This is a genomic window from Ruminococcus sp. NK3A76, from assembly GCF_000686125.1.
In the GTDB taxonomy this organism is placed as follows: domain Bacteria; phylum Bacillota; class Clostridia; order Oscillospirales; family Ruminococcaceae; genus NK3A76.
Genome location: NZ_JMMA01000002.1, coordinates 2608381 through 2634144, shown reverse-complemented (window position 1 = coordinate 2634144; position 25764 = coordinate 2608381). Strand labels below are relative to the sequence as shown.

Genomic DNA, 25764 nt, shown 5'->3' with positions numbered 1-25764 from the left:
ATAATGTCAGAAAACCGGCAATAACGGTAAAAGAGAGGGCAATAAAATGTTTGACAGAAAAATGAGTATAGTTATAGCGACATTCGTAGCTATCCTGATATCCATGTCGCTGATATTTGCAGGAATGTCGCTTGGCAAGAATGCTGCAAAGAACTCCGACAAGGACGGCAGCACGCATTCGTCGTCGCAGACAGACAGCCAGAGCAGCAGCGAGGACGAGGCTTCTTCGGAATTCGTGCGTGTTGAATACACCTTCCGCACGCAGGAGCAGTACGACAGCCACTTTAATAAGCACGGCAAGGAGTTCGGTGAGATAACAAAAGAGGAATACCTCAAAAAAGCCAACGACCTTATCTACAACCCGAGCGACACGATACTGCACAAGACCGAGGCAGAGGACGGCGACTATATCTTCTACGACACGCTCAACAACGAGATACTTTTCCTCTCGCCTGACGGGTATATCCGCACATATTTCAGGCCTGACAAGGGTATAGAGTATTACAACAAGCAGTGAGGTGCAGGGTGAAAGACTTAAGAAAATGCGACTGCTGCGGCGCATACACTATAAGCGAGCCGCACGACATATGCCCCTTCTGCGGCTGGGAGGACGATGCCTGCCAGCGCAAGAACCCCGAAGACACCGGCGCAAACTCCGTCACGCTCATTGAAGCGAGGGCGAATTTCAAGCGCTTCGGCAGGGCGGAGGCAGGCGACAGGTAACAGGTAACAGGTAACAGGTAACAGGTAACAGGTAACAGGTAACAGGTAACAGGTAACAGGTAACAGGTAACAGGTAACAGGTAACAGGTAACAGGTAACAGGTAACAGGTAACAGGTAAGGTGCGCCCTTAAGCGGAACAACTCCGCCAAGGGCGCACCTTTTAGATTTATTCAGCTTTGTTCTACTGTGAAGGTCTGGCCGTCAAATGAAACTGATTCTACATTCCTTGATTCAATGAGCTTCAGGAAGTATTGTATCGTTGCGTCTCCGTATTTCTTTGTATTGCATCTGCCTGTATCTGCGGCAAAGTCATTAAGCACGAGCGAATCGTTTTTGTATTCGCAGTTCTTGATAATGTCAGTTGTTCCGTCCTTGTAGGTGACGGTTATATCCGAGCTTATTATATAAGGCTCTTTTTCTGTGTCATTGTGCTCGATATATAACAGATAATCGTTTAAATGCATTACAACGCCCTTTTCGCTTTTGAGTGTGACAGGTTCGCAGTTTTTCTCAAATTCAAAGCTTATATCCGAAATATCCTGCCCCTCTCCGTTCATTACATCTTCGGAGGTTATTACTGCATTTAGCTTTCCTTTTGCCGTGAGCTTTTCATCGGTGAGCTCTGTTGTGGTGAATGCATAGTATTCAACAAGGCAGCCGTTTGTCAGCTTGCAGCCGCTCGTTCCGTCGGTATAGCCCTTGAAGTATCCGTCCTTGTCAAATATCTGAAAAGGAAACTCGATATACTGCGAGGAATTGACTATATCTTCGCCTATCTCGTCTGTCGGCTCGATAGTCAGTATGATCACACCGTTCTCGCCGTCAAACAATACGGATTCGTTTGTCAGCTTTAAATGCCCGTTGTCTGCCTGCTTGGCTTTGCCGATGTAGTAGTCCTTGCTTTCCAAGTCCTCATTGACTGCACTGTGTACAGCTTCTTCGTGGTTTGCCTGCTTGTAATTGCTTATCGTCACAGCCCCGGCCGTAACGGTTATAGCAGCAGCTGCGGCAAATGCGGCTATCACGGATATCCTTTTCTTTTTGCTTAGGTTTATGCGGTTCTCATGTTTGTTGTCACTCATAGTTATCCCTGCCTTTCCGAGGGCCTTTGAGCTTATCCTTGCTTTTGTGCCGTCATCAAGGGTCATGTGCTGTGCAGTTAGCTCAACTGTCTCCTGCAGCCCTTCAAGCTCATTGGCACAAATGCTGTCAAGGTTTTGGAAAAGCTCTTTTTCAAACTCTTTGTCTTTCATCACATTCCCTCCTTTTCAAGTATCTCTTTCAGCTTTTTAAGCCCTCTCGAAATCTTTTTGTCTACTGTGTTCTGCTTTAATCCAAGGTCGCCGGCTATCTCACGGCTCTTTTGCCCGATGAAGTATCTGCGGAGTATTATCTCGCTGTCGGGCTCGCCGAGCTGTTTTATCGTTTCAATGATCTCACGCCGCCTGCCGTCTGCTGCGGCACTCTCGCCTACATAGTCCTCTATCTCGTCAAGCGATACAGCCTCGCTTTTTGTGATTAGCTTTTTGTAGAGATTTATGCTCCGCCGCTTTGCTATCACCGAAAGATAAGCCCCCACCGAGGGCAGCTCAAAGCCCTTTTTCCTGCCGTATTCGTAAAACATCAGGAAAATGTCGCTCACGGCCTCCTCGATGTCCTCCTTTGAGCATACCGAGCCGAGTTTTGAATATGCTATTTTGTAAACATATGCGCTGTATGTATCAAGCACCTCTGCAAGCCCACGTTCGGGCTCGGCTCTCAGCAGCTCAAGCAGCTCGCCGTCAGTCATGCCGGCACCTCTTTTCTTTGAAACGTTTCATATATTACATTCAAATATTGTAATACAATTCTGACAGGGGAGTATGAATTTTTTGTAAACAATCGGACATATTGCCCAAATCCCCCTCCTGTCCAAAAAAATACTTGCAAATTCTTTTAAATAGGTATATAATATAATAGATAAGTATTGACTTCAGGAGAGAGGTGAGGGTGAATGCTCAGAAGGTGCATATCTGCGGCTGTGGCAGTGTCGCTGCTGCTGTGTTCCTGCTCGTCGTCAGAAAACGGCGGCGACGACGGCGTAGGCCTTGCTGTCGTTGATAACGGCGGCCCGAGCTTTTCCCCGAATGTCCCTGCATACGGCTACCCCTCGTTCCTTGAAAGGATAGAGCCTTCCGACTCGCTGTCAAATATCAACTACCGCAGCTTTGACCCCTCGCAGCTTACCGAGGTGACGACGCAGCCCTTTGAGGACAAAGAGTGCCTGCAAGCCTACTCGGGGCGCTATATCTATAAGGAGGGCAGCTTCGTCGGCGTGCTCGATTCTGACGGCAGCGTTATCATGCAGGCCGATACCTTCGCAAAGGCCGAATTCGTGTCTCCTACGATGCTTAGAATGTATCTCTATGACTTCGAGGGCAGCGATTTTGTCTATGCCGATATCTCCGATAAGAACGACCCCAAGATAGAGGAGACGCATACATTCAAATCATCAAATATCAGGACTTCCGAGCGCCGTGTCGAGGACAGCGACAGAGTGCTGCTCTATATCGTCGCAAACGGCGTGACAGTCGGGCAGACAGGCTACGACAGCGTGTCGCAGAAGGACGTTTCCGAGCTCCCCTCGGATATAAGCTGCCAGAAGGCCTATACCGTCACTAAGGACGGGGCTTATTATATTATAGCCTTTGACGAATTCTATAACTATACTGTCTACGAGGGCACCTACGCCAAGATAGACTTAAGTATAGCCGGAAAGCCCGGCAGCTGCTATATCATGAGCTATGAGGATAATATCGAGGCCAAGACGCTTATCGACAGCTTCGCACGCAGCGAGGACGATAACAGTGACACAAGGGACGATGACTATATCTCCTTTGACTTCGGGCTCTACGGCGACGATGACTATATCGTGACGCTCTATTCCTCAGGTAAGCTGATATCCCAGGGCACAAAGGACGGCTCGCAGTTTTATTCAAGCGCCAAGGTCGATACCCGCTGCTTCGGCGACCTTATCCGCTGGGTGGACAGCACGGTGAGCAAGGAATATTCAGGCACCACGGCTTGAAAAAGTATATAAAATATGGTATAATATATATTTGCAGCAAACACCCTGCATAATTTTTCGGAAAATGCATAATATCCTTCAATAGAACAGAACGAAAGAAAAAGGAGAAAAATATATGAGTATGTTAGAAACGATATTCCAGGCGGTGATACAGGGGCTTACAGAGTTTTTGCCGGTGTCGAGCTCGGGGCATCTGTCGCTGTATCAGCATTTCACAGGCAACAGCGGTGAGGGTGCGCTCATGTTCTCGGCGGTGCTCCACCTCGGTACGCTCGTGGCGGTTTTCCTCGCATTCAGAAAGCTCATCATCGACCTTGTATTTGAGTTTTTCAGAATGTGCAGCGATATAGTACATAAGAAATTCATCTGGGAGAAGATGAACCCCGAGCGCCGCATGATAGTAATGATAATCATATCCACCTTCATGCTCGTGCCGTTTATGTTCTTCAAGAGCTGGTTTGAGGGCATAGCGGAGGATACGTCTATCATGGCCGAGGGCTTCTGCTTCCTGTATACGGCAGCTATACTCTTCCTCTCCGATAAGTGTACCAAGGGCAATAAGCAAAAGGGCGATATAGTCGCCAAGGACGCAGCAACGGTCGGCTTTTTCCAGGGCGTTGCACTTCTTCCGGGCGTTTCACGCTCAGGCTCGACGATATCCTCAGGCCTTTTCTGCGGCTTTGACCGCTCGACGGCCGTGTCATATTCCTTCGTGCTCGGTATCCCGGCTATCCTCGGCGGCTGCCTGCTCGAGATAGTCGATGCATTAAAGGCAGACGAGGCAGCAGTCGGCTTTTCAAACTGCGCAGTCGGCTTCGTGGTGGCAGCCCTTGTCGGCATATGCGCTATCAAAATGGTCGAATGGCTCGTCAAGAGCGATAAATTCAAGGTGTTCTCTATCTATACCGGCGTTTTAGGTATAATCGTGCTCTTTATAGCTATTCTCGAACTGGTAAGGGGAACGACTATAACATTCTAAATAAAATGCATAATGCAAAATGCATAATGCATAATGAAGGAGCGGCAAGCCGCAGATGCCCATTCGGGCAGCCGCCTGCGGCGGCTATGGGGGCTTTCTGGTCGCTCCCAAGTCTCTTCGGCTTCGCAGCACTTATACACTGTAAATGATCAAAGATATTCAGATACGTCGGTGCTTAGCCAAGTTATGCGAAGCAAAACTTGAGTCCTTTGAGCTGAAGGCGAAAAGGACATGACACAACAATTATGCATTATGCATTCTTAATTCTGCATTGAGAAAGAGAGGTGACTCCGTTGGCAGCTTCAGGCAGCGCAAAAAAGACTTCTTCAAGGTCAAAGACCCCTGCAAAGTCCTCTGCGAAAAAAAGCGCAAAGGCAAGTGCAGAGCAGGAGCTTGAAAGAAGAAGGCTCATATCTATACTGCTCGTTGCGTTCGGCGTGCTGACGGGCTTCCTTACATATATTAAGGGCGACGGCGGCCTCTGGACGGGGCTTTATAACCTCCAGCGTGGCCTGTACGGCGACGGTGTTTATCTGCTCGCCCCTATGCTCATTTATCTGGGCGTGTTCATATCCAAGGATAAGTGCGATAAAAATGCCGTGATAGCCAAGCTCGTGCAGGGGCTTATAGTGCTTCTGCTCGTGTGCGGTATGTGGCTTATTTTTGCGCAGGGCAAGGTCGAGGGCGCAACGTTTTTCAAAAAGCTCGGCGGATTGTATTCTGACGGTGTCAAGCCCGGCGTGCGCGGCGGCGGCCTTTTCGGCGCTGTTATCGGCTGGACGCTGCTCGCACTTTTCAAATCAGTCGGCTCAAAGATCATCATAGTCCTGCTGACTATTTTGTTCCTGCTTATGCTCACAAACCTGACGATACCGCAGATAGCGGCTTCCTTCTCGGGCTTTTTCAAGGCAGTCTACCGTGCTCTCAATGAGGATAAGATAGCCGCCAGAGAACGTGCCGAGGAGCGCAGAAAGCGCCATGAGGAGCAAAGAGCCGAGCGTGAAAAGCAGGAGGCCGAGCGCAAGGCCAAGGAAGAAGCCAGAAGCAAAAAGCGTGTCGATATAAAATACGACCCCAACAAGAAAAAGAAGCCTGAAAAGACTTATGAGAACCCCGATGACTATGTGCCCTTTATCCCTGAGGAGATGAGGGAATCGGATATCGGAAAGAAGATACCCGATTTCACGCTTGCACTTGATATGAACAGCTCAGACAGCGTGACGTATACCGAGCAGGCGCCCGTGTCTGCCGATGAGCCGCCGTTTGAGATGAATATCAGCAGCACCGTCACCGAGGATAAGACTGTTATAGACACCCAGCCCGAATACGGCTACGAGGAGGACCTTATGCCCCCTGAGGGGATAGAGGAGCCTGAGATATTCTTCCCGGAGGACGAGGACGTGCCGCCCGGAAACCCCGAGCTTGACCGTATAATCGAGGAGGCTGTCGCACAGTCGCAGAAAAACGCCACCCACGACGATAAGGGCGGCTATCAGACGCTCCATGTCGAGGCGAGCGGCCAGACCTCTATGATAGAGGACGAGCAGAAGACCGTGTGGACGCCGCCGCCGCTCGATATACTCAAATATGCCAAAAACAATATCCCCACCGAACAGGCCAAGCAGGAGATGCTCTCAAAATCAGACGTGCTCGTGAAGACGCTTAATGATTTCGGCGTGCATACATCTATCTCGGGCATATTCAGAGGCCCCTCTGTAACGAGATATGAGCTCAGACCCGATGCCGGTGTCAAGATAAGCAAGATAACAAGCCTTGATAAGGATATTGCCCTCTGCCTTGCCGCAAAGGGCGGCGTAAGAATAGAAGCCCCCATAATCGGCAAGAATGCAGTCGGCATAGAGGTGCCTAATACCACCCGTGATACAGTATCTCTGCGTGAGCTTATAGACAGTGAGGAATACCGCAATATGAAGCATGAGCTTATGTTTGCAGTCGGTAAGGATATCGAGGGCAAGATAGTTGTGGGCGATATATCCAAGATGCCGCATATGCTCATAGCCGGTACTACAGGCTCAGGTAAGTCGGTGTTTACAAACTCTATCATCATAAATATCCTCTACCACGCTTCCCCTGATGACGTAAAGCTCGTGCTTATTGACCCCAAGAAGGTCGAGTTCCCCGTGTATAACGGTATACCGCACCTGCTCATACCAGTTGTCACCGAGGCCGATAAGGCAGTCGGCGCTTTAGGCTGGGCTGTCAATGAGATGATGATGAGATATAACCTCTTTGAGGCGAACGGTGTCAAGAACCTCGAAGGCTATAATATGCGCCGTGAGGCTCACCCGGAGCTCAGACTCCCTAAAAAGCCCAAGATAGTTATAATAGTCGATGAGTTTGCTGACCTTATGCTCGCAGCAAAGAACGAGGCCGAGAGCTCGGTTCAGCGCTTAGCCCAGCTTGCCCGTGCGGCAGGAATGCACCTTATAATCGCTACCCAGTCGCCGAGAGCTGATATAATCACAGGCGTGATAAAAGCCAATATCCCGTCAAGAACAGCGCTCAGCGTTTCAAATAACACAGAGAGCCGTATAATCCTTGACGAGGTGGGCGCTGAAAAGCTCCTCGGCAACGGCGACCTGCTCTTCAAGCCGCAGGGGGTAAAGAATACTCTGCGTGTGCAGTCGGGCTTCTGTACCGACAGCGAGATAGCTGACCTTGTGGAATTCCTGCGAAATAACGGCAAGGCTGAATACTCTGCCGAGGTTATGGAAAAGGTCGAGCAGAACACCCCCAGACCCAAGGACGAAAGAGGCTCAGGCGGCGAGGGCGACGATGTAGTGCTCAATGACGATGACAGCATCATCGAGCAGGCTATTCAGATAATCGCCGAGACACAGACAGCCTCGACCTCATACCTGCAAAGAAAGCTCAAGCTCGGCTATGCCCGTGCAGGCAGGATAATGGACGAGCTTGAAGATATGGGCTATGTAGGCCCCGCCAACGGCGCCAAAGGCCGTGAGGTGCGCATAAGCCGTGAACAGTGGCTCGAAAGGGAAGCACGCAAATAGCGGCGCAGCCGCTATTTGCGAATGCATAATGCATAATTGCGGTGTCCTGCTGCGCAGGACGGATCTTAAAAAGCGTCTGCGCAGCCGAGTTGATCGACAATTTGCCCGAATGGGCATAACGTGCGCCGCAGGCGCACACATTCATTATGCATTATGCATTTTTGCATTCTGCATTAAAAAGGTGGTGACGATATGTCCTTCATGCCAGTGTCAAAGAAAGATATGAAAGAGCGTGGTATAGAAACGCTCGACTTTGTGTATGTCATCGGCGATGCGTATGTCGATCACCCGAGCTTCGGCGTGGCTATAATCTCACGCATACTTGAAGCCAAAGGCTATACAGTGGGCATAATCGCCCAGCCCGACTTCAAAGACCCCCAAAGCGTAATGGCGCTCGGCACACCGAGACTTGCATTTTTAGTTACGGCAGGCAATATCGACTCTATGGTGTCGCACTATACCGTTGCTAAAAAGCCCAGGAAGGACGACCTCTATTCGGCAGGCGGTATAGGGGGCAAGCGCCCTGACAGAGCGCTCACCGTCTACTGCAAGATGATAAAAAAGGCCTGCCCCGATAAGCCGATACTCTGCGGCGGCCTTGAAGCGTCGCTTCGGCGCTTTGCGCACTATGATTACTGGAAGGATACAGTCATGCCCTCGGTGCTCGTTGACTGTGGGGCTGATATACTGATGTTCGGCATGGGCGAGCACGCAATGCTCGAAATAGCCGACAGATTAAACGCGGGCGAGGACGTGAAGACTATCACCGATGTCCGTGGCACCTGCTACCTCTGCGACCCGAAGGACACCCCCTACGGCGGAGTCCAGTGCCCGTCATATGACGAGGTAAAGAGGGATAAAAAGCTCTACGCCAAGGCCACACGCCAGCAGTATGACGAGCAGGACGAGGTCTACGGCAGAATGATGATACAGCGCCAGGGCGATAAGATGCTGGTGCAGAACCCTCCTGCCAAAAGCCTTACCACCGAGGAGATGGACTGGGTCTATTCTCTGCCCTACGAGCGCACATATCACCCGATGTATGAAAAGGAAGGCGGCGTGCCGTCTATCTTAGAGGTGCGCTTTTCAATAACGCATAACAGAGGGTGCTTCGGCTTTTGTAATTTCTGCTCTATTGCACTCCACCAGGGAAGACGTATAAGCGTCAGGAGCGAGGAGAGCGTTATAAAAGAGGCAAAGTATCTCACCACACTGCCCGATTTCAAGGGCTATATACACGATGTCGGCGGCCCGACGGCGAATTTCAGACTGCCAAGCTGTAAAAAGCAGTTAGAGCACGGCCTGTGCAAGGGCAGAAAATGTCTTGCCCCCACGCCCTGTAAGAACCTCGTCGTTGACCATACCGAGTACCTTGACCTGCTTCGCAAGCTGCGTAAGATAGATAAGGTCAAGAAGGTCTTTATCCGCTCTGGTATCAGATATGACTACCTTATCGAGGATAAGAGCGATGAGTTTATGAACGAGCTGATAGAGCACCATATAAGCGGCCAGCTGAAAGTCGCCCCCGAGCATTGCTCGGCAGCGGTGCTCGATAAGATGGGCAAGCCGCATATCGAAGCCTATAAGCGCTTTCAGCGCAAATTCTACCAGATAACCGGCAAAAAGGGCAAGGAGCAGTATCTTATACCCTACCTTATGTCCTCCCACCCAGGCTCGACTATAAAGGACGCTATCGAGCTTGCGGTGTTTTTAAAGGAAAACGGCATACACCCCGAGCAGGTGCAGGACTATTACCCCACACCGGGAACCATCTCTACGGCGATGTTCTACGCAGAGCTTGACCCGTATACCTTAGAGCCTGTCTTCGTTGCCAAAAAGCGTGAGGATAAGGCCGCACAGAGAGCGCTTTTGCAGTATTACCGCCCTGAGAACAGGCGCATGATAATAGAAGCCCTTATAAAAGCCGGCCGTGAAGACCTTATCGGCCAGGGCAAGGACAAGCTCGTGCCTCCTGACAGGGAATATGTTGAGTATAAAAGGAAAAAGCAGGCCGCAAAGCCTGTAAAGGGAACAAAGGGACGAAATAAATGGCAGCAGCAAAACGCCGCACAAAAGCAAAAAGGCGCAAGACCGCCAAAAAGAAAAAGAAGCTGACAAAAGCGCAGCTTCGGCGTATAATAAAGTATTCGCTCGTTGCCCTCGGGGCGCTCTTCTGCCTTGTTGTGGGCATTTTGGAGTATACCGGCAGGATAGATATCTTAGTCAAGCTCGGGCTGCGTGATATGCCGGCCGAGGGCGAGGAGCTGTCGGTGCATTTTATAGATGTCGGGCAGGGCGACTGTACGCTGCTGCTCTCAGACGGAAAGAGTATGCTCATAGATTCAGGCGAGTCGCAGTACAGCTCTGATGTCATAAAATATCTTAAGCGCAAGGGTGTTAAAAAGCTCGATTATATAGTGATAACACACCCTCATACCGACCATATGGGCGGCATGGCGGATATCATTAAAAAGACAGGCACCTCGCATATCATAATGCCCCGTGTCGATAAGGAGTACACCCCCACAACGCCTGCCTATGAGAAGCTCCTGAAGGCAGTGGCTAAGGCTGGCCTTAAGATAGAGGCGGCAAAGGATGAGAGCTTTGCTCTTGGCAAGACTGATATAAAGATATATACCTCACCCTATAAGGGCGAGAACCTTAATAATAACTCCGTGATAGTCAGGGCAGAAAACGGCGCAAATTCCTTCCTCATAACAGGTGACTGCGAGAACGAGGAGGAGCAGCTGCTTATAGATAAGGGTGTGGACTTAAAAGCCAAGGTGCTCAAAGTCGCCCACCACGGCAGCTCGACTGCGAGCTCTGCCGATATGCTCGATAAAGTGCTGCCGAGATATGCAGTCATATCCTGCGGCAGCGGCAACAGCTACGGCCACCCCCACGATGTCACGGTGTCAAGACTTGAAAAGTATGCAGACTATATCTACCGCACCGATGAAAACGGCACAGTCGTGTTCGTTTCCGACGGCAAGGGGCTTTCCGTGCGGACTTCGTCCTAAAATAATAAAGAAGAAATAATAAAGAATAATGAATAATTAAGGAATGCCCTTCGGGCATATATTTTAAAATCCGTCGCCGTAGGCGACAACCATAATTATGCATTATGAATTATGCATTATGCATTGTTTTGCGATCCATCGCAAAACGGAGGGGGAACCACCATGTTTTATTCCGTAGACAGGGTCGATGACGAATATGTCATGCTCTGCGACGACGACGGCGACACAAAGGAACTCAGGCGTTTCCACTTCGAGGGAGAAGTGAAGGCAGGCGACGTGCTGCGCTTTGAGCAGGGGAAGTTTATCCTCGACGAGCAGGAGACTGCCGCACGCAGACAGCGTATACAGCAGCTTGAAAACGAGCTGTTTGAGGAGTAATGCATAATGCATAATGCATAATGCATAATGAAGGTGCGCCTGCGGCGAATTTATGGCCATTCGGCCGTTTCGGTTCATACGCAGGCCTTGTACGATATAGTAAAAAAATAAGCCCGAATGGGCATATCATCGGCGATCTGTGCCGATACCGCAATTTTGCATTGTGCATTGAGAAAAACCGGAGGTTTTTTGGAAATGGAAAACGATCTTTTTTCACAGCTGAAAGAAAAAACACCTAAAATGTCAAAGGGCCATAAGGCGATAGCGGCATATATACTCGACCACTACGATAAGGCAGCCTTTATGACGGCGCAGAAGCTGGGCGCTGCTGTCGGCGTGTCAGAGAGCACTGTCGTGAGATTTGCATCAGACTTAGGCTTTGACGGCTACCCCGACCTGCAAAGGAGCCTTCAGGAGCTTATGCGAAACCGCCTGACAGCCGTGCAGCGAATAGAGGTCACATCTGACCGTATCGGTCAGGACGATGTGCTCGAAAGAGTTATAAACTTAGATATCGACAAGCTCCGCCGTACACTTGAACAGACCTCCCGTGAGGCCTTTTCAAGTGCAGTGCAGAGCATAATCAAGGCAAAGACCATATATATCTTAGGAACAAGAAGTGCGGCCTCGCTCGCTTCCTTCCTCAATTATTATTTAAACCTTATCTATCCGCAGGTCAAGCTCGTGCGCTCTACCACAACGAGCGAGATGTTTGAGCAGATACTGCGTATAGACCAGAACGACGTTATGATAGGCATATCATTCCCGAGATACTCAAAGCAGACGGTCAAGGCTTTAAGATATGCCCACGAGAGCGGCGCTCATGTAATAGCCATAACCGACAGCGATAAGTCGCCGATAGCTCAGTTTTCCGACGACCTTCTCTGCGCAAGGAGCGATATGGCTTCCTTCGTCGATTCGCTCGTGGCACCGCTAAGCCTTATAAATGCGCTTATCGTGGCTGTTTCGGTCAAAAATAAGGAGACAGTCTCCAAGAGCTTTGAGCGCTTGGAGAAGATATGGGCAGACTACGATGTCTACGAAAAAGGCGAGGACAACAGTGATGGAACGTTTTGATGCCGTTATCATAGGCGGCGGTGCGGCAGGGCTTATGTGTGCCGTGCAGCTTGCATGGGGCGGGTGCAGTGCTCTTGTCATAGAGCATGAGCGTGTTATAGCCAAAAAGCTGCGCATCACCGGCAAGGGCAGATGCAACGTCACCAATAACTGCGATGCTAAAACAGTGCTTGATAACACTGTCTCAAACCCGAGATTCATGTACTCAGCCCTCAGTAGATTCTCCCCGGAGGATACTATGGCGTTTTTTGAGATGCTGGGTGTCGGGCTCAAAACAGAGCGTGGCAACCGTGTTTTCCCGGTGTCTGATAACGCAAATGATATCGCCGACTGCCTGATAAACACCGCCAGGCAGGCAGGCGTTAAGATAGTAAGAGAGAACGCCCGTGAGATAATCTGTAAAGACGGCCGTGCAGCAGGTGTCAGATGCGATAACGACAGCTTTTTCGGCGATAATATCATCGTCGCTACCGGCGGCAAAAGCTACCCGAAAACAGGCTCGACAGGCGACGGATATGCCTTTGCAAAGGCCGCCGGCCATAGCGTCACTGAGATAACCCCCTCGCTCGTGCCGATGGTCACGGCGCAGAAGTCAGAGTGCGCTGAGATGATGGGGCTTTCGCTGCGAAACGTCACCCTCTCGCTCTGTGAAAAGGGCAAGGACAAGCCGCTGTTTTCCGAGCTCGGCGAGATGCTGTTTACACACTTTGGCATATCAGGCCCCCTCGTGCTGTCAGCCTCGGCGCATATCAGGGATATGAAAAACGGAAGATTCTATGTGCTCATAGACTTAAAGCCGGCACTCGATAATGAAAAGCTCGATAAGCGGATACTCCGTGATTTTGAGGACTCAAAGAACAGAGACTTCTCAAACTCGCTCGGGAGACTGCTGCCTGCAAAGCTGATACCGGTGATAATAAGACGCACGGGCATAGACCCTGCAAAAAAGATAAACCAGCTCACCAAAGAAGAGCGTGAGAAGCTCATAAATGAGATAAAGGCGTTCCGGCTCGATATAGCCGCACTTCGCCCGATAGATGAAGCGATAATAACAAGAGGCGGCGTCGATGTAAAGGAGATAGACCCCAGATCGATGCGCTCGAAAAAGACGGATAACCTCTACTTTATAGGTGAGGTGCTCGATATAGATGCATATACAGGCGGATTCAATCTCCAGCTTGCCTTTGCGAGCGCTGCGGCTGCGGCAAGGGATATTTCTGAAAGGGGACAGGTCTTATGAATAAGATCAGGGCAGTTCGTACCTTTGTTGTTTTCTGGCTCCCCGGGGGGATGTTCATAAACTTCATTCTGCTGTTCTTCGTTGACGGCAACCGCAAGATAACTATCGTTAATAAGCGCCTTAAACACCGTGCGAGCAAGCATAATACACGCCCCGAGGCGACAAGCTGCAAGGAGTATATCGTGGACGTGCGCATGGGCATGAAGAAAAAATCAAGGTCGCTCTACTGCTCGCTTTCGATGTATAAGAAGTTCCGTGAGGGCGAGACATACGAGGTCGTTGTCAAGAGAAACCGGATAAAAAGCATCGTCGAGCCCGGCAAGCAGAGCGAGCTTACCAAAAAGGTCGTCGAGGGCGTAAAGCTGCGCTCGGTGGCAATGTCTATAAGTGCTAATCTGATAATGCCTATGGGCGACTCCGAAAGGCTTGATGAATACCTGAGCAATAAAGAGGATAACCCGGATAATACGATAAACTACGACGAGAATGAGTAGATTCAATGCGCAATGAAGGAGTGCTGCAAGACCGCACAGATACCCCTTCGGTCTTGCAGCATTCATACACTGTTAATTATTGATCGCTGCCGAAGGCAGCCGGCCGAATGGCCATATCATCGGCGCTTAGCGCCGATACCACAATTATGCATTATGCATTATGCATTTTGCATTATAAAAAGAGGAGGATAAACTATGAGTATCAACGTTGCACTTGACGGCCCTTCGGGGGCAGGAAAATCGACTATCGCTAAAATGGCGGCAGCAAGGCTCGGCTTTGTGTATGTAGATACGGGCGCTATGTACCGTACTATCGCATACTACGTTATCGGTAAGGGTATAAGCCCCGACGACAGCGAGGCTGTGAAGGCGGCTCTGCCTGAGATAAATATAGAGCTTAAAAATGAAGGCACCCAGCAGGTGTTCCTAAACGGCGAGAATGTATCCGACCTTATCAGAACGCCTGAGATATCTATGGGCGCTTCAAAGGTGTCGGCTATTCCCGAGGTAAGGGCTTTCCTGCTCGGATTGCAAAAGGATATCGCCGCAAAGAACGATATCATCATGGACGGCCGTGATATAGGCACAGTCGTGCTGCCTGATGCTCAGGTCAAGATATTCCTCACCGCCTCTGCCGAGGAGAGAGCAAACAGACGCTTTAAAGAGCTCCAGGAAAAAGGCGACCCCTCGACCTATGAGGAGGTGCTCGCTGATATAAACCAGCGTGACTATAACGATACCCATAGAGATATCGCACCGCTTAAGCAGGCTGAGGATGCCGTGCTCGTCGATTCGTCAGCACTCACATTAGAGGAGACTGCCGAGGAGATAGTAAAGGTCATCACCGAAAAAACAGGTAAAAAAAAAGAGCGTAGGGTAAGAGAGCTGATGCCTGTCCGCCCTATAACCAAGACGCACAGGCTCACCCATATAAAGATGTTTCTCTATACTTTCTTAAGATTTATCGTGCTCGGGCTTTATCACCTGTTTTACGATATCTCATTCGAGGGTACCGAGAATGTCCCTAAAGACGGCGGCAATGTCTTTGCATCAAACCACCGCAGCTATCAGGACCCCGTGTTCATTGCTCTCCATACCCGTGTGCCGATATCCTATATGGCAAAGGAGGAGCTTTTCAAGCATAATATCTTCTTTACCGGGCTTATAAAGTTCTTCGGCGCTTTCCCTGTATCAAGAGGCAAGGGCGATACGGCTGTCATAGATACATCAATAGAAAAGCTCGAAAAGGGACGTAACCTCGTTATCTTCCCCGAGGGCACACGCTCTAAGGACGGTAAGGTAGGCCCCGGTAAGACGGGCGTCGCTCTTGTGGCTGCTGTCGCTCAGACGAAAATCGTGCCTGTGGGTATAGTTTTTGAGGGTAAACTCGCTTTCAGAAAAAAGGTGACAGTGCGCTACGGTAAGCCCCTTACCCCTGCCGAGATAGGCGTTAAGGGTACCGACCCACGCTCTTTAAAGAAGCTCAAGCTCAGAATAATGGAAGATATAACCGGATTGGTAGAGAAAGATGTTAACGAAGTGTAAAATTTCTGTTGCAAAAACCGCAGGTTTTTGTTTTGGTGTAGACAATGCGGTCAAAATAGTGTATAATAAATTAAATAGCCGACATAATGTTGCGACACTGGGGCCTATAATCCATAACCCCAACGTCGTCGCCGATCTTGAGCAAAAGGGTGTCAAGGCTATAGATATCACACAGGCTCAGAAGGGGCAGACTGTCGTTATCCGTTCTCACGGTGTCGGCAGAAAGGCCTATGATGAGCTTGAAAAGGCCGGCGCTGAGATAGTTGACGCTACCTGCCCGTTCGTTTCCCGTATACATAAGCTCGTGAGCAGCCACTCCAAAAAGGGCGGCGCTGTTCTCATAGCAGGCGACCCTGCGCACCCCGAGGTAGAGGGTATCATGGGCCACTGTGAGGGCGATGTGTATACCTTCAAGAATGAGGGGGAGCTTGAATGCGTCCTTAAGTCAGCCGCCATTGCGGATAAGCCTCTGCTTATCGTCTCTCAGACGACCTTTAATAAGGAGATATTTGAGAGCTGCGAGAAAAGGGCGAGGGAGCTTGTGCCAAATGCGCAGATATGTGATACTATATGCAACGCCACCGCCGCAAGACAGCAGGAGGCAAGAGAGCTTGCAAAAAAGTCCGACGTGATGATAATAGTCGGGGGCAGGCATAGCTCCAATACCCTTAAGCTGTGCGACGTCTGTGGCGAGTATTGCAAGACAGTGCTCGTAGAGACAGCGGCAGAGCTTGATGAGGGCGACTTCGCAGGCGCAGAATATATCGGGATTTCCGCCGGCGCATCGACACCGGCTTATATAATCAAGGAGGTACAACAAACCATGAGTGAAATGACAAAAACTACTGAAGAGGAAGTATTTAACTTTGAGGAGGAGTTAGAGAAAACTCTCAAAAAAATACATGTAGGGCAAAGGGTGGAAGGCTATATCATCGGCATCGACCAGAACGGTGAAGTAAAAGTTGATATAGGCACAAAGCATACAGGCTATATCCCGGCAAATGAGCTTACAGATGACCCGACACTCAAGCCTGAGGATGTAGTAAAGCCCGGCGATACAGTTGATCTTATCGTTATGAAGACAAGCGATACAGACGGTATCGTAACTCTTTCCAAGAAGAAGGTAGACGCAGCTAAGGGCTTCGAGAAGATCATCGAGGCTAAGGAGACAGATGCAGCACTTACAGGCGTTGTAACAAACGTTGTAAAGGGCGGCGTGCTCGTAACAGCAGGCGGCGTTAAGGTGTTTATCCCTGCTTCCCAGGCAACTGCAAGAAGAGACGATGACCTTAACGAGCTCCTTAAGAAGACAGTAGACTTCAAGATCCTTGAGGTAAACGAGGGCAAGCAGAGAGCAGTAGGCTCTATCAGAGCTCTCCTTAAGGAGAAGAGAGCAGCAGCTCAGGCAGCATTCTTTGAGAACGCTGAGGTTGGCCAGACAGTTACAGGTGAGGTAAAGAGCATCACAGATTACGGCGTGTTCGTAGACCTCGGCGGTGTTGACGGCCTCGTAAGAAGAGCTGACCTCACATGGAAGAGGATCAAGCACCCCTCTGACGTTGTTGCTGTAGGCGATAAGGTAGAGGTAACTATCAAGGATATAGATAAGGAAGCCGGCAAGGTGTCCCTCTCTATGAAGAAGGACAGCGAGAATCCGTGGGGTCTCTTCAAGTCTCAGTATGAGGTAGGCCAGACAGTAAACGCTAAGATCGTATCTATCACATCTTTCGGTGCATTCGCACAGATCATCGAGGGCGTTGACGGTCTTATACATATCTCCCAGATCGCTAACAAGAGAGTTGACAGCGTGGGCGATATCCTTAAGGTCGGCGATGAGGTCGAGGCTAAGATCATCGAGATAAACGATGAGCAGAAGAGAATAAGCCTCTCTATCCGTGCGCTTCTCCCCGAGGACGAAGAGGAAGAAACAGAAGCAGCAGAGGAAGCTGCAAACGAAGAAGCTTAATGCTTAAGGTAATACCGGTTTACTGATCTTAAAGCAACGTAAACATTGTAGATTGGTATGATTTTTCGGGGGCGAGAGATCGTCCCCGTTTATATTGAAAAGACAGATAACTTTATTTTGGTTTTATAAAGGACTAAAAATTATGAGTGAAAACAGAACAAAAGCAAGCACGGCAAAAAAGAAAAAACGCTCGCATAAAAAGCATAAAAGTACGGGCTTTAAGGTATTTGCAGGCTTTATGAAGGTGCTGGGTACGTTTTTGCTGTCTGTTATACTTGTGCTCGTTATCACAGGGTCGATATTCGCTACAGCCCTGACGATATATGTGCTCAACTACGCAGATACCACAACTACCGTAAGCCTTGAAAATATCACTGCAAGCTATACCTCACGCTTTCTGTATGAAAACCCCGACTATGACGAGGATACTAAAAAGGGCGACGAGTATCTGCTCTACTATGCGCTGAAAAACTCCAACCAGCACGCAGTCTGGACGGATTATCAGAGTATACCCCTGAACCTCTCCAACGCAGTCGTTGCTGCCGAGGACGAGAGATTCCTCTCGCACGACGGTGTTGATTTCAAGCGTACACTCGCTTCCTTCGTCAACGTCTTCGTTCCTATCTATGATGCGAAATCCGGTGGTTCGACGATAACTCAGCAGACTATCAAGAACGTTACCGGCGATGACGCAAGAGACGGCACAGAGGGTGCAGAAAGAAAGATACGAGAGATATTCCGTGCTATGAACGTTGAGAGAACATACTCCAAGGAGGATATCCTTGAATGCTACCTCAACATCATCTCCTTTGCGACGTATGAATATGATATCAAGGGCGTTCAGGCGGCAGCTAACTACTACTTCGGTAAGGACGTTTCTCAGCTCAACCTCGCTGAGTGCGCATCAATAGCCGCAATGATAAAGGCGCCTGCTGAGATAAACCCGATAGAGGACAGAGATCACAATAAGGAAAGAGCTCAGTATGTTCTAAGAAAAATGAACGATGTCGGTATGATATCCTCAGATGACTGGGAAAAGGCTCTTGAAGACCTCGATAACCTCAAAACAACAGGTGATATCACCTATTCGAGTGTTACCAAGTTCGAGGACGAGACTAAGGATCAGGGCGATACTTCCTGGTTTATGGACGATGCTATCAACCAGACTGTAGAGATACTTATGGATTACTACGGTATCACAGCAGCAGAGGCGAGCGAGAAGCTCTACTCGGGCGGCTATACTGTCTATACGACAGTTGATATAGATATGCAGAAAAAGCTCGAGAAGGCAATGCGCACCAAGGAGAATTTCCAGACCTATCCTCTTGAAAAGGATAAGCTCGAGAGTGCATTCGTCTGCTGTGACTACTACGGCCAGATAAAAGCTGTCGTCGGCAGCCGTAAGAAGAAAAAGGGCAGCAGAGTTTACTCTATCGCATCAAGCGGTGAGGTGTCGCCCGGTTCGACTATCAAGCCGATAGCAGCCTACGGCCCGGCTATCGACCAGGGTCTTGTGTACTATTCGTCTATACTTAAGGACGAGCCTATCGAAATAAAGATAAGCGATACCGAGACCAAGAAATGGCCTGTAAACTACTCAGAATCAAAAATGGAGAACTGGACGTATCAGAACTTCCCCTTGTGGACAATGCTCCAGAACTCGACGAATACGGCCTCTGCTCAGCTCGTGAAAATGCTGACACCGACCTATTCCTATAACTTCTTACAGCAGAAGCTCGATATCACGACACTTACCCTCGACGATGCCGACTACGCACCTCTTTCTATCGGTGCAACAAGTAACGGTCTCCACCTTACTGAGCTTGTTGAGGCATATCAGATATTCGGCAACGGCGGCAAGAAGTATGAGATGACATGGATATCCCTTATCGAGGATAAGGAAGGCACAGTCATCTATGAGCACTCCGACTCTTATACCCAGGCTATCGACCCTTCGAGCGCATATGTCATGAACAGAATGATGCAGAAGGTCGTTAACAGCGGTACAGGTACGGCTGCAAAGCTCCAGACTACAGACCTCGTCGGCAAGACAGGTACATCTGAAGACTGGAAGGACCTCCTGTTCGTCGGCTGTACACCTGACTATGTGAGCGGTATATGGATAGGCTATTCGGATAATCCGCGTACTATACCCACAGGCGACTATTACGACTCGGCACAGCTTTGGAAGAACATCTTCGGCGATATCGCTGAGAATGAGCCCCATAAGACCTTCGAGATACCCGAGGGCGTTGTCGAGGCCAAGTATTGTAAGCATTCCGGCCTTCTTGCGACCAGCGGCTGCAAGAACACCGAGACCGGCTACTACAAGGAAAGCGCAATGCCTGAATACTGTAATATCGGCTACTAAATTGACTAAGGATATACCTCCGCTCGCTACGGAGGTATATTTATTAGTTAATAGTTAACAGTTAAGGTGCGCCTGCGAAGGGGCACAGGGGCGACCGCAATACCCCCCGCATAGCCGCCGCAGACGGCTCGCCCGATATGGGCATTCGTCCGCCTTTGGCGGACACCTTAACTGTTAACTGTTAGCTGTTAACTGTTAACTGACAAAAGCATTGTGCATTGAAAAGATTGGAGCTACATAATGAACGAAATAAAACTATCCGCCCCGTGTATCTTCGGGCTTGAGAGCGTGCTCTCAGGCGAGATAAAGCGTATCGGCGGCCAGAACGTCACCACTACCGACGGCCGTGTGACCTTCACCGGCGGTATGGAAATGATAGCAAGGGCAAACCTGCACCTTTATACCGCCGAGCGTGTGCTCATAGAGCTCGGCAGCTTTAAGGCACGCAGCTTTACCGAGCTTTTTGATAATGTCAAGGCGCTGCCGCTCGCTGAGTTTATCGGTAAGGAAGATGCTTTCCCGGTCAAGGGACATTCGATAAACTCGCAGCTTCACAGTATCCCCGACTGCCAGAGCATCATCAAAAAAGCCGCAGTCGAGTGCTTAAAGGCAAGCTATCATACCGACTGGTTCGAGGAGACTGGCGCTGTACACCAGATAGTCTTCAATATCTTAAAGGACGAGGTGAGCATCTGCCTCGATACATCGGGTGCAGGCCTGCATAAGCGTGGCTACAGAAAGAATTCCAACGCCGCCCCTATCAAGGAAACACTTGCTGCCGGTATCATCGACCTTGCAAGGGTAAGGCTCTATGATAAGCTGCTTGACCCTATGTGCGGCTCGGGCACATTTGTGGTGGAGGGTGCGTATAAGGCACTGAACATCGCCCCGGGGCTTCGGCGCAGCTTCGCCGCTGAAAAGTGGCAGCAGACTGACCCTTCGCTCTGGCAGGCAGAGCGTGCAGCGGCGGTCGAGGCTATAAACCGTGAGAAGGAATTCAGATCCCTCGGCTTTGATATCGACACGGCAGCAGTTGACCTGACAATAGAGAACGCCAAAAAAGCCGGTGTCGGCTCAAAGGTGTCAGTCACCGAGCAGGATATAAGAGACTTAAAGCCCGTGCGTGGCGCTGTGACGATATGTAACCCGCCCTACGGCGAGCGGCTTCTTGATATAAGACAGGCAGAGGAGCTTTATAAAGTCCTCGGCGATAAGCTTGCCCCCGATAAGGACAGCCCCTGCTATATCATCACCCCCCACGAGGAGTTTGAAAAGTTCTTCGGCAAGAAAGCCGATAAAAAGCGCAAGCTCTATAACGGCATGATAAAGTGCAATCTGTATATGTACTTTAAATGACCGCAGCAAGCTGTGCATCAGATGTAAAGGAGTGTTCGTATGCCGGATAAGCCAGTTTTTATAAATAACAGTGAGGCAGAGGCCGCAGGCTTCACCCCACGCCCTGATACAAGAGTGCTTTTCCGCTTTATAAATGACGGCTCGTATATCATGACGAATGACCGCCACGAGAGCGAGGAACAAGGCACGCTCGAAATGCTCCGGGTCTGCTGGGTGGTCAGGCAGGGCAGTGAGTACAGGGCAATGCATACCGTCCTTTTCGGCTCGTGGATAGCCCATGACCCCGAGGTGGTCGAAAATATCGAAAGAATTGATATCACTCTGGCTCAGCTTGAACCGGGGCTGTTTGAATAAAGGAGGAAGAAAAATGTCTGCTGATCTGAAGACTGCCTATAATGAGCTCAAAGCTCAGTGCGCCGCACTTGATAAGGCAGGGTATGAGATAAAAGATAAGGGCACTATAGAGGAGTATTTCAAGATCTCTCTTATGAAGATGCTCATCTGTATCAGCACACTCGATGACAGAATGACAAAGCCCGAGAGCGACTTTATCTGCCGGACGCTCGGCATAACGCTCACGCAGAGCCCTTATGAGCTCGAGCGCCTTAAAAAGATGATAACCCCCGACTCTGTGACCGACAGCCTGCAAAGGATATGCAAGGTGTTCATCGACGCTCAGTCAGACGGGGTCGATACCGACTATAAAAAGCTCAACACCTTTGTTAACGACCTCGGTGTGGGCTTTATGGCGGCAGACGGCACGGCAGACGACAGAGAGACAAAGTTTCTAAGCCGCCTTGTCTACAGGCTCCGTGTTTTTGGCGAGAGCTATGTCAAGGGGATTCAGAGCTCAGGCGGTCTAAGACAAAAGCCGTCAGCTAAAAAGGCGCTCCCTGCACCGGCTCAGAAGCAGATAAAAGCAGAAGAAAAGAAAAAGCAAGAGCAAGAGCTGACTTTAGAGCAGCTTCTTGAAAAGCTCGATCAGCTCGTCGGTCTTATGAGCGTAAAGCAGGAGGTCTACAGCCTTGCAAACCTCATCAAGGTGCGAAAGCTGCGTGAGGAGAGGGGCTTCAAGCAGCCTGAGATGTCGCTCCACCTCGTGTTCACCGGCAACCCCGGCACCGGCAAGACGACAGTTGCAAGGCTTCTTGCAAAGATATACCACCGCCTCGGCGCAGTCCGGGAAGACGTGTTTGTCGAGGTAGACCGCTCAGGGCTTGTCAGCAACTATATAGGCCATACCGCCATCAAGACCCGTGAGGTCTGCGAGAGCGCACTCGGCGGCGTGCTGTTTATCGACGAAGCCTACGCTCTTACCAATAAAACAGGACAGAACGACTACGGCATCGAGGCCGTCAACACCCTGCTCAAATTCATGGAGGACAACAGGGGAGATATAGTTGTTATCTGCGCCGGCTATACCGACCTTATGGAGGAATTCTTAAGCTCCAACCCCGGCCTGCGCTCACGCTTCAACCGCTTTATCGAGTTTGCAGACTACACCGCATCAGAGCTTAAGCAGATGTTCGAGCTCTATCTTAAGCAGTATTCGCTTAAGGCCGACGACGGCGTTTTGGAGTATGTCGAGCAGTTCTTTGACGAGAGGATAGCCAATAAGCCTGAGTATTTTGCAAACGGCCGTGATGCGAGGAATTTCTTTGAAAAGGCTCTCTCAAACCAGGCCGACAGGCTCGCTTCTGTAAAGGATATGACAGACGAGCAGCTTATGACGCTCACACTTGCAGATGTTAAGGAGGTCACACTTTGAGCTTTTCGGTAGTATTTGATATGGACGGTGTTATATTCGACACCGAGACAGTCGGCCTTAAAGCGTGGGCGGCAGTCGGTAAAAGGCACGGCCTTGAAAATGTCGAGCCACACGCAAGAGAGTGTATCGGACGCAGCACCAAGGACAGTATAGCAATACTTCAGGCAGCCTACCCACAGGTGGACATACTTGCTTTAAAGGACGAGTGTGTTGCAGAGTTTAAAAGAATGATAGCCGCCGAGGGGCTGAAGCTCAAAGAGGGTGCTAATGATCTCCTTCGCTGGCTCAAAGCTAACGGCATAAAGACCGCCATAGCCTCCTCGACCGAGTATAAAGGCGTTATGTCGCACCTTAAAACGGCAGGCATTGATGAGTATTTCGGCACGGTCATAGGCGGCGATATGGTCATAAACTCAAAGCCCGAGCCGGAGATATATTTAAAGGCCTGCGCCGCCCTCGGCGAAGCCCCCGCAGACTGCTTTGCGATAGAGGATTCAAACAACGGCATAATCTCCGCTCACCGTGCAGGCATGAGAGCACTTCTCGTGCCGGATATCGTCGAGAACACCCCCGAGGTAAGAAAAATGGCCGAGTGTGAGTTTGTTTCCCTTGCAGAGGTGCTTCAGTTTTTTGAAACACTTGTTTAAAGCATTGCTTATGGGGACAAGGTGAAACCCATCCGCCCACCTTCGGGGGCAAAGAGGTTCGGCATGACCCGTGCCCGAATGGGCATTCGTCCTGCGCAGGCAGGACACCACAACTGTTAACTGTTAACTCTTAACTGTTAACTGGATTTGACAGACGGTTTAATAAAAAGAAACGAGGTGTCAGCCGGTATGAAAAAACAAATAGCAGCAGTATCGGCGGCAGCCTTGGCGCTTTCGATGTGCTCGTGTACTGTAAAGACAGGCAGCAGCTCAGCAGACGAGAGCAGTGCAGTCGATGCCGATGTCAGCATCACACAGGGCGATGAGCAGCTCCCTGAGCAGGTGACTCTGCCGCTTTTAAAGGGCTTTAAGGGCTCGTCTACCCGGGGAACATTTGACCTTAGCTGGAAGCCCGTTGAGGGAGCCGAGGGGTATGAGGTGTTCATGCGCTCAGCCTCCGGGGCAAAGACCGAGAACTACTTCGTTGCCGCCGACTGGAATAAATACACCATAGTCAGCAGCAAGCAGGGCGACTGTGGGTTTTTCAGCGTCAGAGCCTATGTCAGAAAGGACGGCGTTATCGAATATACCGCCCAGTCAAAGGAGATAAAGCTCACGACTATGAGGGATAAGTGTATCCTCACCGTGCAGAATGTCTGCCAGTATTCTAAGCCCTCGCTTCCCACCGGCTGTGAGTGCTCGGCACTTACCTCGCTGCTTCGCTACTGCGGCTTTGATGTGACCAAAAACGAGATAGCCGCTGACTATCTTGAAAAGATACCCTTTACCGAGAAAAAGAAAAAGGGCAAAAAGGGCGGGACGGTGCTTTACGGTGCCGACCCCAACGAGGCTTTCCCCGGCGACCCGGCCGATGAAGACAGCTACGGCTGCTATGCAAAGCCTATAGCCGACGCTGCAAATAAGTACCTTGCCACGCAGGATACCGACCTCAGGGCAAAAGACCTCACCGGCAGTAAGCTATATAAGCTGTATAAGTATATAAACAACGGCACCCCCGTCGTTGTCTGGGCAACGACAGACCTTAAAGCCTCGAAAAAGACCGACACCTGGCTTACCGCCGACGGTAAGGAGATAACCTGGCTCCACAATGAACACTGCCTTGTGCTCATAGGATACGATGAGGAAAAGGGTGCCATCTACTGCGCCGACCCGTCAAAGCGCAGCGTCCTGCCCATAAAGTATGACGCAGAGCTTTTTGATAAACGCTATAAAGAGCAGGGCAGCCATGCTGTCATTATAGAATAGGAGCTGTTAAAGGATTTGGAAAAGGAAGTCGATCTTACAAAAATGGTGATAAGATTTGTTATAGCCGTGCTCGAATCGGTGCTGCTGTGGAGCTTTTTAAGGGCTCTCCCGGTCGTGTGTGCAGGCAATGTCGCCGGTATAGCCGTCAGCAGTGCGCTGATACTCGTGACGGTCTTCTTTGATAAGTTCAAGGCCATAGTCGGCGCACTTTTCAAAACGCCCGGCGGCAAGGTCATAGTCATATTCGTATCCCTTGTGATAATAGCGGCCGTAGTCTACTGCTCGGTGCTGTCTGTGCTCATGTATAAAGCGATAAAGGACGGCGAGCACTGTAAGGCAGACGCAGTTATCGTGCTCGGCTGCCAGATAAAGGGCGACCGCCCCTCACGAATGCTCGCACACCGCCTCGATAAGGCGTATGACTACCTCACAGAGAATGAGGACTGTGTCTGTATAGTCTCCGGCGGCAAGGGCTGGGACGAGGACTATTCAGAGGCCGAGGTCATGAAAAACTATCTTGTCGAAAAGGGGATAGATGAGTCCCGTATCATAGAGGAGGGCAAGTCTACCTCGACAAAGGAGAATATGGATTTCTCCTACGCCCTGCTCAAAGAGCGTGGCATAACCGGGAATATATGCTTTGTTTCCGACGGCTACCATATCTACCGTGCAGGCCTTATCGCCAAGAACGACGGTATAGATGCCTTCGGCCTTGCCGCCGAAACAGAGCTCAGATACCTGCCGACCTACTGGGTGCGTGAATGGCTCACGCTTACATACTTTTTCGTATCATCATGAAGCGCCGGCACTCAGTGAATGCTGAGAAGTTCACTT

The 25764-nt window shown here is 50.1% G+C and carries 22 protein-coding genes; 20 read left to right on the top strand and 2 right to left on the bottom strand.

The genetic code is table 11. The features are described 5' to 3' along the window. Positions 1–46: 46 nt before the first annotated feature. Together CD05_RS19925 and CD05_RS18555 are read left to right on the top strand one after the other, a co-directional pair. Positions 47–517 (top strand): hypothetical protein, encoded by a 471-nt coding sequence (locus tag CD05_RS19925; RefSeq protein ID WP_051588993.1) that lies wholly within the window; start codon positions 47–49, stop codon positions 515–517. An 8-nt stretch (positions 518–525) separates the two neighbouring features. Then, positions 526–723, top strand: a complete 198-nt coding sequence (locus CD05_RS18555) for a CPCC family cysteine-rich protein (RefSeq protein WP_037322996.1) — start codon at positions 526–528, stop codon at positions 721–723. Positions 724–894: 171 nt separating this feature from the next. Here the strand turns inward: CD05_RS18555 and CD05_RS0112265 are convergent, their stop codons facing one another. Then, positions 895–1977, bottom strand: coding sequence for a hypothetical protein (locus CD05_RS0112265; RefSeq protein WP_028510740.1), 1083 nt, complete (start codon positions 1975–1977; stop codon positions 895–897). Next, complete coding sequence (locus CD05_RS0112260; RefSeq protein ID WP_028510739.1) at positions 1977–2513, bottom strand: sigma-70 family RNA polymerase sigma factor; 537 nt, start codon at positions 2511–2513, stop codon at positions 1977–1979. The genes CD05_RS0112265 and CD05_RS0112260 overlap by 1 nt, the downstream gene beginning before the upstream one ends. A gap of 204 nt (positions 2514–2717) precedes the next feature. Here CD05_RS0112260 and CD05_RS0112255 point away from each other — a divergent pair, with 204 nt between their 5' ends. From CD05_RS0112255 to CD05_RS0112170, 18 genes are all read left to right on the top strand, one after another. Next, positions 2718–3791 (top strand): hypothetical protein, encoded by a 1074-nt coding sequence (locus CD05_RS0112255; protein ID WP_028510738.1) that lies wholly within the window; start codon positions 2718–2720, stop codon positions 3789–3791. Positions 3792–3906: 115 nt separating this feature from the next. Continuing rightward, positions 3907–4770, top strand: coding sequence for an undecaprenyl-diphosphate phosphatase (locus CD05_RS0112250; RefSeq protein WP_028510737.1), 864 nt, complete (start codon positions 3907–3909; stop codon positions 4768–4770). Positions 4771–5063: 293 nt separating this feature from the next. After that, complete coding sequence (locus CD05_RS0112245; protein ID WP_037322993.1) at positions 5064–7802, top strand: DNA translocase FtsK; 2739 nt, start codon at positions 5064–5066, stop codon at positions 7800–7802. A 192-nt stretch (positions 7803–7994) separates the two neighbouring features. After that, entirely contained in the window at positions 7995–9917 is a 1923-nt protein-coding gene (locus CD05_RS18550) for a YgiQ family radical SAM protein (protein ID WP_037322991.1), read from the top strand. Further along, positions 9851–10822, top strand: coding sequence for a ComEC/Rec2 family competence protein (locus tag CD05_RS18545; RefSeq protein ID WP_037322990.1), 972 nt, complete (start codon positions 9851–9853; stop codon positions 10820–10822). Before CD05_RS18550 ends, CD05_RS18545 begins: the two co-directional genes overlap by 67 nt. A gap of 162 nt (positions 10823–10984) precedes the next feature. Then, positions 10985–11200: a DUF3006 domain-containing protein gene (locus tag CD05_RS0112230; RefSeq protein ID WP_028510735.1), complete on the top strand. Its 216-nt coding sequence runs from the start codon at positions 10985–10987 to the stop codon at positions 11198–11200. A gap of 195 nt (positions 11201–11395) precedes the next feature. Beyond that, a complete protein-coding gene (locus tag CD05_RS0112225; protein WP_028510734.1) occupies positions 11396–12277 on the top strand; it encodes a MurR/RpiR family transcriptional regulator in 882 nt (293 codons plus the stop codon). After that, positions 12264–13517 (top strand): NAD(P)/FAD-dependent oxidoreductase, encoded by a 1254-nt coding sequence (locus tag CD05_RS0112220; protein ID WP_037322988.1) that lies wholly within the window; start codon positions 12264–12266, stop codon positions 13515–13517. The genes CD05_RS0112225 and CD05_RS0112220 overlap by 14 nt, the downstream gene beginning before the upstream one ends. Then, entirely contained in the window at positions 13514–14011 is a 498-nt protein-coding gene (locus CD05_RS0112215) for a hypothetical protein (RefSeq protein ID WP_028510732.1), read from the top strand. Before CD05_RS0112220 ends, CD05_RS0112215 begins: the two co-directional genes overlap by 4 nt. Positions 14012–14206: 195 nt before the next feature. Further along, positions 14207–15556: a (d)CMP kinase gene (gene cmk / locus CD05_RS21415; protein WP_028510731.1), complete on the top strand. Its 1350-nt coding sequence runs from the start codon at positions 14207–14209 to the stop codon at positions 15554–15556. Continuing rightward, entirely contained in the window at positions 15540–17522 is a 1983-nt protein-coding gene (locus tag CD05_RS0112205) for a bifunctional 4-hydroxy-3-methylbut-2-enyl diphosphate reductase/30S ribosomal protein S1 (RefSeq protein ID WP_028510730.1), read from the top strand. Before cmk ends, CD05_RS0112205 begins: the two co-directional genes overlap by 17 nt. Before the next feature lie 142 nt (positions 17523–17664). Beyond that, positions 17665–19893, top strand: coding sequence for a transglycosylase domain-containing protein (locus CD05_RS18540; RefSeq protein WP_051588991.1), 2229 nt, complete (start codon positions 17665–17667; stop codon positions 19891–19893). A 240-nt stretch (positions 19894–20133) separates the two neighbouring features. Then, positions 20134–21249, top strand: a complete 1116-nt coding sequence (locus tag CD05_RS0112195) for a class I SAM-dependent RNA methyltransferase (RefSeq protein WP_028510729.1) — start codon at positions 20134–20136, stop codon at positions 21247–21249. A 39-nt stretch (positions 21250–21288) separates the two neighbouring features. Then, positions 21289–21603 carry a hypothetical protein gene (locus CD05_RS0112190; RefSeq protein WP_028510728.1) on the top strand — a complete coding sequence of 105 codons (315 nt, stop codon included), beginning with the start codon at positions 21289–21291 and terminating at the stop codon, positions 21601–21603. Between the two features lie 13 nt (positions 21604–21616). Next, complete coding sequence (locus tag CD05_RS19920; RefSeq protein WP_051588990.1) at positions 21617–23017, top strand: AAA family ATPase; 1401 nt, start codon at positions 21617–21619, stop codon at positions 23015–23017. Continuing rightward, entirely contained in the window at positions 23014–23664 is a 651-nt protein-coding gene (locus CD05_RS0112180; RefSeq protein ID WP_028510727.1) for an HAD family phosphatase, read from the top strand. Before CD05_RS19920 ends, CD05_RS0112180 begins: the two co-directional genes overlap by 4 nt. A 189-nt stretch (positions 23665–23853) precedes the next feature. Further along, positions 23854–24930, top strand: coding sequence for a C39 family peptidase (locus CD05_RS19915; protein ID WP_051588989.1), 1077 nt, complete (start codon positions 23854–23856; stop codon positions 24928–24930). Positions 24931–24945: 15 nt separating this feature from the next. After that, complete coding sequence (locus tag CD05_RS0112170) at positions 24946–25728, top strand: YdcF family protein (RefSeq protein ID WP_051588988.1); 783 nt, start codon at positions 24946–24948, stop codon at positions 25726–25728. The last annotated feature ends 36 nt before the right edge of the window (positions 25729–25764 follow it).

Bases quoted from the DNA above. Each gene is read 5' to 3' on its own strand.
- CD05_RS0112225 (WP_028510734.1), top strand. From the start codon at position 11,396: ATGGAAAACGATCTTTTTTCACAGCTGAAAGAAAAAACACCTAAAATG.
- CD05_RS18540 (WP_051588991.1), top strand. From the start codon at position 17,665: ATGAGTGAAAACAGAACAAAAGCAAGCACGGCAAAAAAGAAAAAACGC.
- cmk (WP_028510731.1), top strand. From the start codon at position 14,207: ATGAGTATCAACGTTGCACTTGACGGCCCTTCGGGGGCAGGAAAATCG.
- CD05_RS0112195 (WP_028510729.1), top strand. From the start codon at position 20,134: ATGAACGAAATAAAACTATCCGCCCCGTGTATCTTCGGGCTTGAGAGC.
- CD05_RS0112255 (WP_028510738.1), top strand. From the start codon at position 2,718: ATGCTCAGAAGGTGCATATCTGCGGCTGTGGCAGTGTCGCTGCTGCTG.
- CD05_RS0112220 (WP_037322988.1), top strand. From the start codon at position 12,264: ATGGAACGTTTTGATGCCGTTATCATAGGCGGCGGTGCGGCAGGGCTT.
- CD05_RS0112260 (WP_028510739.1), bottom strand. From the start codon at position 2,513: ATGACTGACGGCGAGCTGCTTGAGCTGCTGAGAGCCGAGCCCGAACGT.
- CD05_RS19920 (WP_051588990.1), top strand. From the start codon at position 21,617: ATGTCTGCTGATCTGAAGACTGCCTATAATGAGCTCAAAGCTCAGTGC.
- CD05_RS18550 (WP_037322991.1), top strand. From the start codon at position 7,995: ATGTCCTTCATGCCAGTGTCAAAGAAAGATATGAAAGAGCGTGGTATA.
- CD05_RS19915 (WP_051588989.1), top strand. From the start codon at position 23,854: ATGAAAAAACAAATAGCAGCAGTATCGGCGGCAGCCTTGGCGCTTTCG.
- CD05_RS18545 (WP_037322990.1), top strand. From the start codon at position 9,851: ATGGCAGCAGCAAAACGCCGCACAAAAGCAAAAAGGCGCAAGACCGCC.
- CD05_RS0112215 (WP_028510732.1), top strand. From the start codon at position 13,514: ATGAATAAGATCAGGGCAGTTCGTACCTTTGTTGTTTTCTGGCTCCCC.
- CD05_RS0112230 (WP_028510735.1), top strand. From the start codon at position 10,985: ATGTTTTATTCCGTAGACAGGGTCGATGACGAATATGTCATGCTCTGC.
- CD05_RS0112190 (WP_028510728.1), top strand. From the start codon at position 21,289: ATGCCGGATAAGCCAGTTTTTATAAATAACAGTGAGGCAGAGGCCGCA.
- CD05_RS0112265 (WP_028510740.1), bottom strand. From the start codon at position 1,977: ATGAAAGACAAAGAGTTTGAAAAAGAGCTTTTCCAAAACCTTGACAGC.
- CD05_RS19925 (WP_051588993.1), top strand. From the start codon at position 47: ATGTTTGACAGAAAAATGAGTATAGTTATAGCGACATTCGTAGCTATC.
- CD05_RS0112205 (WP_028510730.1), top strand. From the start codon at position 15,540: ATGTTAACGAAGTGTAAAATTTCTGTTGCAAAAACCGCAGGTTTTTGT.
- CD05_RS0112250 (WP_028510737.1), top strand. From the start codon at position 3,907: ATGAGTATGTTAGAAACGATATTCCAGGCGGTGATACAGGGGCTTACA.